The sequence below is a fragment of the Paraburkholderia nemoris genome, assembly GCF_905221015.1.
Classification (GTDB): Bacteria; Pseudomonadota; Gammaproteobacteria; order Burkholderiales; family Burkholderiaceae; genus Paraburkholderia; species Paraburkholderia nemoris.
This window is the reverse complement of sequence record NZ_CAJNBO010000011.1, coordinates 277265-285694: the sequence shown is the minus strand read 5'-3', so window position 1 is coordinate 285694 and position 8430 is coordinate 277265. Positions and strand designations below refer to the sequence as shown.

13 protein-coding genes are annotated in these 8430 nt (G+C 61.7%); 9 read left to right on the top strand and 4 right to left on the bottom strand.

The annotated features are described in order from the left end of the window. The first annotated feature begins 420 nt into the window (after positions 1-420). Entirely contained in the window at positions 421-780 is a 360-nt protein-coding gene (gene arsC, locus KHO33_RS19370) for an arsenate reductase (glutaredoxin) (RefSeq protein ID WP_200561171.1), read from the top strand. 42 nt (positions 781-822) lie between these two features. Here arsC and KHO33_RS19365 read toward each other — a convergent pair whose 3' ends face one another. After that, complete coding sequence (locus tag KHO33_RS19365) at positions 823-1806, bottom strand: sulfonate ABC transporter substrate-binding protein (RefSeq protein WP_054034202.1); 984 nt, start codon at positions 1804-1806, stop codon at positions 823-825. Positions 1807-2034: 228 nt separating this feature from the next. On the opposite strand from KHO33_RS19365, the gene KHO33_RS19360 reads away from it, so the two are divergent. Both KHO33_RS19360 and KHO33_RS19355 read left to right on the top strand, forming a co-directional pair. Then, positions 2035-3411: a GntT/GntP/DsdX family permease gene (locus tag KHO33_RS19360; RefSeq protein WP_200561170.1), complete on the top strand. Its 1377-nt coding sequence runs from the start codon at positions 2035-2037 to the stop codon at positions 3409-3411. 137 nt (positions 3412-3548) lie between these two features. Next, positions 3549-3839, top strand: a complete 291-nt coding sequence (locus KHO33_RS19355; RefSeq protein ID WP_200561168.1) for a DUF1272 domain-containing protein — start codon at positions 3549-3551, stop codon at positions 3837-3839. A gap of 11 nt (positions 3840-3850) precedes the next feature. Here the strand turns inward: KHO33_RS19355 and KHO33_RS19350 are convergent, their stop codons facing one another. Further along, positions 3851-4054 (bottom strand): zf-HC2 domain-containing protein, encoded by a 204-nt coding sequence (locus tag KHO33_RS19350; RefSeq protein WP_054034200.1) that lies wholly within the window; start codon positions 4052-4054, stop codon positions 3851-3853. After that, entirely contained in the window at positions 4041-4649 is a 609-nt protein-coding gene (locus tag KHO33_RS19345) for an RNA polymerase factor sigma-70 (RefSeq protein WP_054034290.1), read from the bottom strand. The genes KHO33_RS19350 and KHO33_RS19345 overlap by 14 nt, the downstream gene beginning before the upstream one ends. 201 nt (positions 4650-4850) lie before the next feature. Here KHO33_RS19345 and KHO33_RS19340 point away from each other — a divergent pair, with 201 nt between their 5' ends. The 5 genes from KHO33_RS19340 (at position 4851) to KHO33_RS19325 (ending at position 7170) form a co-directional block, all read left to right on the top strand. Then, a complete protein-coding gene (locus KHO33_RS19340) occupies positions 4851-4991 on the top strand; it encodes a hypothetical protein (RefSeq protein WP_200561166.1) in 141 nt (46 codons plus the stop codon). Between the two features lie 107 nt (positions 4992-5098). Beyond that, complete coding sequence (locus KHO33_RS42625; RefSeq protein ID WP_257021004.1) at positions 5099-5230, top strand: hypothetical protein; 132 nt, start codon at positions 5099-5101, stop codon at positions 5228-5230. 540 nt (positions 5231-5770) lie between these two features. Continuing rightward, positions 5771-6055 (top strand): hypothetical protein, encoded by a 285-nt coding sequence (locus tag KHO33_RS19335; protein WP_054034198.1) that lies wholly within the window; start codon positions 5771-5773, stop codon positions 6053-6055. An 11-nt stretch (positions 6056-6066) separates the two neighbouring features. Continuing rightward, positions 6067-6336, top strand: coding sequence for a DUF6723 family protein (locus tag KHO33_RS19330; protein WP_234480340.1), 270 nt, complete (start codon positions 6067-6069; stop codon positions 6334-6336). A 279-nt stretch (positions 6337-6615) separates the two neighbouring features. Further along, the gene (locus KHO33_RS19325; protein ID WP_054034194.1) at positions 6616-7170 is read left to right on the top strand and encodes an NADPH-dependent FMN reductase; all 555 of its coding nucleotides are present in this window, start codon (positions 6616-6618) and stop codon (positions 7168-7170) included. Positions 7171-7262: 92 nt separating this feature from the next. On the opposite strand, the gene KHO33_RS19320 is transcribed toward KHO33_RS19325, so the two are convergent. Beyond that, positions 7263-8282, bottom strand: a complete 1020-nt coding sequence (locus tag KHO33_RS19320) for a hypothetical protein (protein ID WP_200561162.1) — start codon at positions 8280-8282, stop codon at positions 7263-7265. On the opposite strand from KHO33_RS19320, the gene KHO33_RS19315 reads away from it, so the two are divergent. Then, on the top strand, positions 8281-8427 hold the full coding sequence (locus tag KHO33_RS19315; protein WP_200561160.1) for a hypothetical protein: 147 nt from the start codon (positions 8281-8283) through the stop codon (positions 8425-8427). The genes KHO33_RS19320 and KHO33_RS19315 overlap by 2 nt on opposite strands. The last annotated feature ends 3 nt before the right edge of the window (positions 8428-8430 follow it).

Here is an 8430-nt window from a genome sequence, read left to right as displayed (position 1 = left end):
GGGACTGGGACTGGGACTGGGACTGGGACTGGGACTGGGACTGGGACTGGGACTGGGACTGGGACTGGGACTGGGACTGGGACTGGGACTGGGACTGGGACTGGGACTGGGGTGGTGGCCGCATGAAGCTTCGCGTCCATTCATACAAAGGGGAGGCTCAACCAGTATGAGTTGAAGCGTTCAGCAGAGCGACCCAAGCCATCCCACGGCACGTGACGATGCTCGACAACTTCCGGCAGGCTCTTTATGCGCATAAACCGAACGACAGCATCACCAACTGGCAACGCTACGTTCGTGCCTCAACAAACGCAATCGCTCCACCTGCCGGCGCGGCGCTCCCACCCAACGCCCCGCACCCGCTAAAATCCCCCACGAAAAACGCCCTGCGCCCCAACACAAGCACCACTCACCCAACCAACCATGATCATCATCTACCACAACCCCCGCTGTTCAAAATCGCGAGCGACCTGCGACCTGATCGCCACCACCTACAACAGCGCCAACGAACCAACAGAGGTCATCGAATACCTGAAGCAGCCGCTCACGATCGCGCAGTTGACGCAACTCAACACGCAACTAGGCTGCACAGTCCGCGAGATGATCCGCGACACCGAAGCCGAATACAAAGCACTCGGCCTCTCCGACACCACGCTAAGCGACGCTCAGTTATACGAAGCATTGGCCAAGCACCCCATCCTTCTGCAACGACCGATCGTCGTGCGAAACGGACGAGCCGTGATTGGCCGCCCTCCGGAAAACGTCGAAGTGCTATTCGCCTAGGTGTAGAAACATCGCGGTCTATGCGACCTGAGCCTGAATGACCTAAGCCTTGGCAGGCAATGCAGCGTCCTTCGTCACGATCTTTGTCGGGATGATGCGCAGCTCGCTAAACGTGTCGGCAATACGTTGCTGTTCTGCAAGCACGTTCGCATCGATGGGCTTGTAGATGTGCGCGTAGTGCCGCAAACCCGCTTCGATCACACCGGCGTCGAGGCCCTGAATCGGCGCGAGCTGAGCGGCTGCTTCGCTGTAGTGCCCGCGCACCCACTCGCCCTCTTTACTCACCGCATCCATCACGATCGCGAGCACATCGCCGTTTTTCTCCGCAAACGGCCGCGCGCTCAGGAAGAACTGGTGGTGATTGACGATCCCTTCGGCGTCGGCGAGCAAGCGGGCATTCGACTGACGTTTTGCCGCCTCGAGAAACGGGTCCCAGATTGCCCATGCATCGATCGCGCCGCGCTCGAAGGCCGCACGCGCATCAGCGGGCGCCAGAAAAACGGGTTGGATGTCGCTGTACTTCACACCGTTCTTCTGCAATGCGGCGACCAGAAACCAGTGAACGTCCGAACCTTTGTTGAACGCGATCTTTTTGCCTTTCAGATCGGCGAGCGTTTTGATCGGCGCGTCCTGATGGACGAGGATCCCTTCGGCATGCGGCGTCGGGATTTCATACGCGGTATAGACAAAGTTCGCACCAGCCGCCTGCGCGAACACCGGCGGCGCCTCGCCGACATAACCGAAGTCGATCGCACCGACATTCAATCCTTCGAGCAACTGCGGGCCGGCGGGAAACTCAGTCCATTTGACCGTGATGCCAAGCGGTGCGAGTTGCTTTTCGAGCGTGCCGTGCGCCTTCAGCAACACGAGCGTATTGGCCGCTTTCTGATAACCGATACGAAATTCCTTCGCATGCGCATCCGCGGCGAAGACTGACGTGGAGACAACGGGCAAGGCCGCGGCGGCCAGCGAGGCGCCCACGCCGGCGATAAACGCGCGACGCGTGAGCAACGGATGACGGGACATAAAAGTGCTCGTTAAAAAGACGGACGCGAAACGGACCGATTAGCTTCGACGATAATTCGTCTGCAAGCCTGGACGAACCGATAAATTCGCATAAGCAAATCACGCCGGAGGGGGCGGGACACCCCAGCGGTCCCGCACTGCGTGTCTCACTGCGTCAAGTCACCTTGCCCCGCTACAATCCGTCATCCGCGCGCAGTCGCGGCTGCGTCAATCGGAAAAAGGGACATCGTGCATCTGACGACAACACTCGCGCCGTGGTCATCCCACGACACTCAACTGATTTTGTCGTGCGTGCTCGGGCTCGCACTGATCATCGTTTTCATCAGCGTGCTGAAGCTCGCACCGTTTCTGTCGATTCTGGTCGGCACGTTCGCAGCGGGCTTTTCGGCCGGTCTGCCGCTGGAAGCGGTGGCCAGCGCATTCAGCAAAGGCGCGGGTGCATTGCTCGGCGACGTCGGCATCATCATCGCGCTCGGGGCGATGCTCGGCGCGCTCATGGCCGAATCGGGCGCCGCCGACCGGCTCGTCTCGACCATCCTCAAACATTCCACGCCACGCACACTGCCGTGGATGATGGCGCTGGTAGCAATCATCGTTGGCCTGCCGCTCTTCTTTGAAGTCGGCCTGGTAATGATGGTGCCGATCATCTTCGTGATGGCGCGCCGTTCGCAGCAGCCGATCCTGCGGATTGCGATTCCCGCGCTCGCCGGCATGACCACGCTGCACGCCCTGTTGCCGCCGCATCCGGGGCCGCTGATCGCCGTGAGCGCGCTGCACGCCGATCTCGGTCTGACGCTCGGTCTCGGCCTGATCGTTGCGATTCCGGCGGTCATTCTGGCGGGACCGGTCTACGGCATCTGGTTGTCGAAGCGGATGCATGTGGTCGAGCCTGAAGAAATGGGCAAGCTTTTCACCGCAGAACAAAGCACCGGCGAGCCGCCGAGTTTCGCGATCTCGCTCATCACGATCCTGTTGCCGGTCGTGCTGATGCTGGGCCGCACGGTCGCCAAACTTCTGCTTCAACCCGAGACCTTCCTGTTCGACGCGCTCAATTTTCTCGGTGAGCCGTTGGTTGCGCTCGGCCTCACCGTGCTATTCGCGGTGGTGGCGCTGGGCTGGTCGCGCGGCATGGCACGCGACCGGGTCGGCGGCATTCTGCGCAAGAGCTTGCCACCGATCGCTGCGTTGCTGCTGACCATCGGCGCAGGCGGTGGCCTCAAGCAGGCGCTCGTGGTGGCCGGCATCAGCACGACGATCGGCAAGATCGCGGTCGGCGCGCACATGCCGCTGATTCTGCTGGCTTGGCTGATCGCCGTCGCGCTGCGGCAGGCAACCGGCTCCGCGACGGTTGCGACCACTACGACGGCCGGTATCGTCGCACCGGTCGTCGCGGGCCTCAGCGCGACTCACAATTCATTGATGGCGCTCGCGATCGGCGCTGGGTCCGTCTTCTTCTGCCACGTGAACGATGCGGGCTTCTGGATGGTGCGCGAGTACTTCGGGTTGCAATTGAAGCAGACGGTGATGGTCTGGTCGGTGCTGCAGACGATCGTATCCGTCGTCGGCCTCGCATTGACGTTCGCGTTGTGGACCGTGTTGACCTGAACCTGGCCCAAGGATCACAAGCGGTGGCAGGAATTGACGCCTGGCTGTCAATTCCGCGTGGTTCGATCCGCTTACACTGCTTCGACACAGACGAGGCGTAGTCCCGCGCCTCGCTTCCCTGCCGACCCGGAGCCACCATGCTTGAACTGAGACCGTCCTGCGAAGGATGCGGCAAATCACTGCCGCCGAACGCGCCCGACGCAATGATCTGCACGTACGAATGCACCTTCTGCGAAGTGTGTGCGCTCAGCACGCTACGCAACGTGTGTCCGAACTGCGGCGGCAATTTCCAGCATCGGCCGATCCGCACGCGCGCGCAGTTGGCTAAACATCCGGCCGGTGCCCAAGCGCATCCCGTTTCCATCGACGAAGCGTCACACGCAAGCTTCTTCGAGCGCTACCGGAACACGCCACCCGGCGAGCGCTAACAAGCGCCACCTCAATCGTCACTACCACCCGCACCCGGCGTCGCAATCCCGCTCACCGTGCGCGCCGCCACGCGCAGCAGACGGATCTGTTTGCGGTAATTGCGGCAGCCGCTGCAAGTCGGCAGATGCAGCCGGATCGCGACCCATTCGCCGGTCGTCAAACGGCGGTCGAGCGCGTCTGATAATAGCCGCGTGATGTGCTTACACTTCCCCATTCGCATCCTCTCTGGATAGGCCCTTTTCGCTCAGGCAAGTGCGCAAGCGCAGCCGCGCGCGGTAGATCAGCACGCTGCAGTGATTGGCGGTCATCTGCAGTTCGGCGCAGATCGCTTCGGTTTCGAGATCGAGGAATTCGCGCATCATGAACACGCGCCCGATGTGCTCGGGCAGGTGCTCCAGACACATCTCGAACAAGGTCCAGAATTGCTGCTGACGCAGCGCGGTCTCAGGCGTCGGCCATGGTTGCGGCTTGCTCTCGCGTGACCAGTGGCCGTTGTCCTTGAAGAGCTCGCGATCGAGCAGCGTTTCGCCGTCGATTTCGGATTCGAGCGCCGACAGATTCACCGTGCGCTGCCGGGCGCGCAAGGTGTCGATAAGCTTGTGCCGCAGGATGCCGAACACCCACGTCTTGTGCTCCGATTGCGCGGCAAACCGGTCGGCTTGTGTCCAGGCGGCGGCCAAGGCCTCCTGGACGGCATCTTCGGCGGCAGCGGCATCGCGCAATTGCAAACGGGCGAAACGCAACAGGTCGCGCCGCAATTGCGTCAGATAAACGGGATCATCGAGCGCCGGCCCGCTTACTTGCGCCATGGCAGGCTCCATCGCCGCGCTCGCAGTTGCCGCGCGTTTTCTTCTGAATCGGTGTGGTTCATAAACGGGTGGCTTTCCTCGCGCGGTTCCCGGACATGGGCGCCATTCTCCCGCACGTTCCAGCGCAAGCGAATTGGTATTGAACATATGCCCGCCTGCAAGCGATGACCAGATGACCTTAGTCGCGCCGCAACGGGCTTTATGACAGCAAAAAATATTATTGCGAAAAATGAAATCAAGGCTGCAGCGGCCAATCGTAACTTCAAGCGCATGAGCGAGACGTGCCGTGACACCCGTCTCAAGCCCGCCGCAAACACGCGTCCCGATTATTTCATTATTTGAAAAAACATCTTCTTGTCTTCGGTATTTTTAGGCGGGCACTGAATCGCTATTCTCCACTCCATCGATCGCCCTAGATCGCGAACTAAACGCCGAAGAGGAGTAGCACCATGAAACGCATTCTTACCGCCCTGATCGCTTCCGTCGCCCTGTTTGCTGCTGCGTCGGGCGCAGCTCAAGCTGCTGCACCGGCCCAATGCAGCGGCCCGGCATCGTACTGCAACGTGTTCTTCGGCAACTAATCGTCTGGCGGACGTGCCCGGACACCGGTCCGGCACAAGTCTGCTGACGAGACGGGTTCTCGAAATCAGGAAAGGGCGCCGATCAAGGCGCCCTTTTTGCATTTAATCCCGAACGTTTTGTCGCGTGTGTGAAGCATCCGCAGAACATGCCTGTGAATCCACTTCATCGGTGTGCGAGCGTCGAGAAACAGAAAGCGGTACGCAATACCCGGCACTCGGAAGCAACACCCGCGCCCGGCGCGCAAATGCGCCTAATGCTCACTCTTCTAACGTGTTACAGTGAGCCAACAGCTTGCAGTTCTCCTGCGCGTCTCGCGCAGTCCCTCAGGCATCAGCCTCTCATCACAGCGCCCTGAATCGAACGGGGTCCTTTCCTTCTACTTCGCTTGACGTTGTCGTCGGCGTGGCCTCACAGAAGCCGCTCCTGACGCGCATCGTCGTCGAAACACCTTGTCCGCTGAAACGCCGCGACTCGCCCGGCGTCACGCCCAACGCACAGCCACACGTTTCACGCGAGATCCTTCACCGGAGACGACTACCATGAACAATACGATCAGAAGCTATCGGGGCCTTGAGATTTACCCACTGGTTTATCCGCACCAGCCGCGTTCTGCCGATGGCGCCCGCCACTACGATTCAGGCTTCGACGCCGCCGTGCGAATCTGCCGCCGCGGCACCGACGACACCTTGACCAGCAGCCGTGTATTTCGCGTGCCGAGCCGTTCACCGTTTGGCGCGGCCGGCGACGCACGCATTGCCTCAGCGAGTTACGCGGAGCGGGTGATCGACGGCATGGTTGCCGGCGAGTCGATCGTCGGACTCTGATGCGCGCACCGATGGCAGGCCACACTTCCAGGCGCTCGCAGGGCGCGAATTCCACGCCGTTGACGGGCCGCGCGAACTATCAGGTCGCCGTGTCGTCGCGTCGGACGTCCAGCGGGACGGTGCCGACGCTGAAAGTGATCCGGTTGAGCGACGAGCGCGTGATCTATCCCTTTCAGGGCCACGCGGACATGCCGTTTTTTGAAAATGCGGATGCGGCTCAGGTGTTTGCCGAGACGTACGGCTGGCAGCTCGTAGATGGCGACATCGCTGTCCCGGAATGACAGCGAAGAACGTGCAGTTGCCTCAAATCGTCCTAGGCCGAAAGCATGCTTGATTGACAAGGCAAAAGTACCAGTTATCCACAAGGTTATTCAGTGAATCTGTGGATAACTTTTGTTGCTACAGGGTTATCCACCGGTAGCAACTTTCGAGCTCTGGACCGGCGCAACCAGAAGCCGGCACTTTTTGTGCGCGCCGTCGCCGCACCGCCCGGCGATTGCCTATGATGGACAGTTCGTACCCTTTAGCGCGTCAAGCGCCCAACCTCAAGGAAGCGAACCATGGCCCATCACATCGCAGTGGTCGTCGGCAGCCTGCGCCGCGAGTCGTTCAACCGCCAATTGGCGCAAGCCGTGATTTCACTCGCGCCCGCGGACTTCACCTTCGAGTTCATCGATATCGGCTCCTTGCCGCTCTACAGTCAGGACTACGACGCCGACTATCCCGAAGTCGCCAGGCACCTGAAGAAGCGCATCGAAGCTGCAGACGGCCTGCTGTTCGTCACGCCCGAGTACAACCGTTCCATGCCAGGCGTCCTGAAGAACGCACTCGACTGGGGCTCGCGGCCATGGGGTACCAATTCGTGGGGCAACAAGCCCGGCGCGGTGCTCGGCACCTCGCTCGGCGCGACCGGCACGGCGCTCGCGCAACAGCATCTGCGCAACGTGCTGGCGTACCTCGATGTCGCCACGCTGGGTCAGCCTGAAGTGTTCATCAAACACGACCCGGCGGCCATCAACGAGAAAGGCGAGATCGTGAACGACGGCACCCGCAAGTTTTTGCAGAGCTTCGTCGACCGTTATGTCGCGTGGGTCAAACGTCAGACCGCTGCCTGACGGCCAATTCGGGCCATATCAAAGCACCCATCCAGACTGAGAACGCCGTCGTCGCCGCAGCTTCACGGCACGCCGGCGCCCCCGCCCCCCGTTTACACGTGATGATGTCCCGTCACCCGTTCCCAGCCATGACGCACGGCGAGCTTGAAGCGCTCCCACGTGCTGTTGGGCGAGGTGGTTTCCCAATGGCGCCTGGCTTCCGGCTCGACGTCGTCCCACGGCCGGTCGCGATAACGCGCGTCCCGACCGATCTCCGCGCCGTAGCGATAGGCCGGCACGTAATCTTCATAGCGCGCATTCTCGGCCGCGTATTGCTCGTCGTAGTGCGTGCGGAAATCCTCTTCGTATTCCAGATACTCGTTTGGCATCTGGCTGCCTAAACCCGCGGTCGGCTGCCCCGCTTCGGAGACGACGTCCGACGGCTGCAGGATCGCGCCCGAACCCGGCATCGAACCGGCCGCAATCGCGGTACGTCCCGCATCGCCGACCAGCGGGTCGATGACCGGCTCGCTGAGCGGGTCGCGCATCGGCCGCACAGCCAGCGGCGGCGGGACGAACGGCTCGGCGTCGGTGCCCATGAGCGGCGGCGGATAGAGCGGATCGGCCGGGGTCACTGGTCGCGTGGTTGAAGCCGGCGTCGCCACGCCGGCCGTCGTCGTGCTCGACGTATGCGGCGTGCCTGGCGTCACGGCGCCAATGCCGAGTTCGTCGAGTATCGAATGATCGCGGCTCGATTCCGGCGGCGTGTCCCAGTCGGGCGAGCGCTCGCCGATGTCGGTCGCGCCCAGCCTCGTCAACGTATTGCGAGCGAGTTCCGCATGCGATTCGCTCGCTGCGCTCACGCAGACCAGCACGGCGCCGCGGCGCACGGCTTCCGTGTAGCGAGCCGTTTCCGACGCGCGAGGGCTGCTCGCAAACAGGCTCGAAAGAAAACGTTCGATATTGGCGAGCACGCCGGAACCCGCGACCTCGTCGGTTGCTGAGCCGACGGAGGGTTCCGGATTCGCCTGCAACTCGATCGTTTCGCGCGCAAAACCGGTCTGTACCAGCGTGTCGCGCGCGGACTCGGCTTGAGAATAGGTGTCGAATAAACCAATCACGGTATGTCGCATGGCTGTCTCCCGACGGTTTCAGGTGGATCGAACGGCGCAAGAACGCGTCGGCCTCTTTCCCAAAAATATCGCAACGATCATGCCGGGGTGGCGCGACGTGTCCGCACGCCCGCTGCTGGCCGCGCTCACGGGTCTGGTTACGTAGAAA

Bases quoted from the DNA above. Each gene is read 5' to 3' on its own strand.
- KHO33_RS19350 (WP_054034200.1), bottom strand. From the start codon at position 4,054: ATGGGGAAGTGTAAGCACATCACGCGGCTATTATCAGACGCGCTCGAC.
- KHO33_RS19355 (WP_200561168.1), top strand. From the start codon at position 3,549: ATGCTTGAACTGAGACCGTCCTGCGAAGGATGCGGCAAATCACTGCCG.
- KHO33_RS19340 (WP_200561166.1), top strand. From the start codon at position 4,851: ATGACAGCAAAAAATATTATTGCGAAAAATGAAATCAAGGCTGCAGCG.
- KHO33_RS19335 (WP_054034198.1), top strand. From the start codon at position 5,771: ATGAACAATACGATCAGAAGCTATCGGGGCCTTGAGATTTACCCACTG.
- KHO33_RS19325 (WP_054034194.1), top strand. From the start codon at position 6,616: ATGGCCCATCACATCGCAGTGGTCGTCGGCAGCCTGCGCCGCGAGTCG.
- KHO33_RS19365 (WP_054034202.1), bottom strand. From the start codon at position 1,806: ATGTCCCGTCATCCGTTGCTCACGCGTCGCGCGTTTATCGCCGGCGTG.
- arsC (WP_200561171.1), top strand. From the start codon at position 421: ATGATCATCATCTACCACAACCCCCGCTGTTCAAAATCGCGAGCGACC.
- KHO33_RS19315 (WP_200561160.1), top strand. From the start codon at position 8,281: ATGGCTGTCTCCCGACGGTTTCAGGTGGATCGAACGGCGCAAGAACGC.
- KHO33_RS19345 (WP_054034290.1), bottom strand. From the start codon at position 4,649: ATGGCGCAAGTAAGCGGGCCGGCGCTCGATGATCCCGTTTATCTGACG.
- KHO33_RS19320 (WP_200561162.1), bottom strand. From the start codon at position 8,282: ATGCGACATACCGTGATTGGTTTATTCGACACCTATTCTCAAGCCGAG.
- KHO33_RS19330 (WP_234480340.1), top strand. From the start codon at position 6,067: ATGGCAGGCCACACTTCCAGGCGCTCGCAGGGCGCGAATTCCACGCCG.
- KHO33_RS42625 (WP_257021004.1), top strand. From the start codon at position 5,099: ATGAAACGCATTCTTACCGCCCTGATCGCTTCCGTCGCCCTGTTTGCT.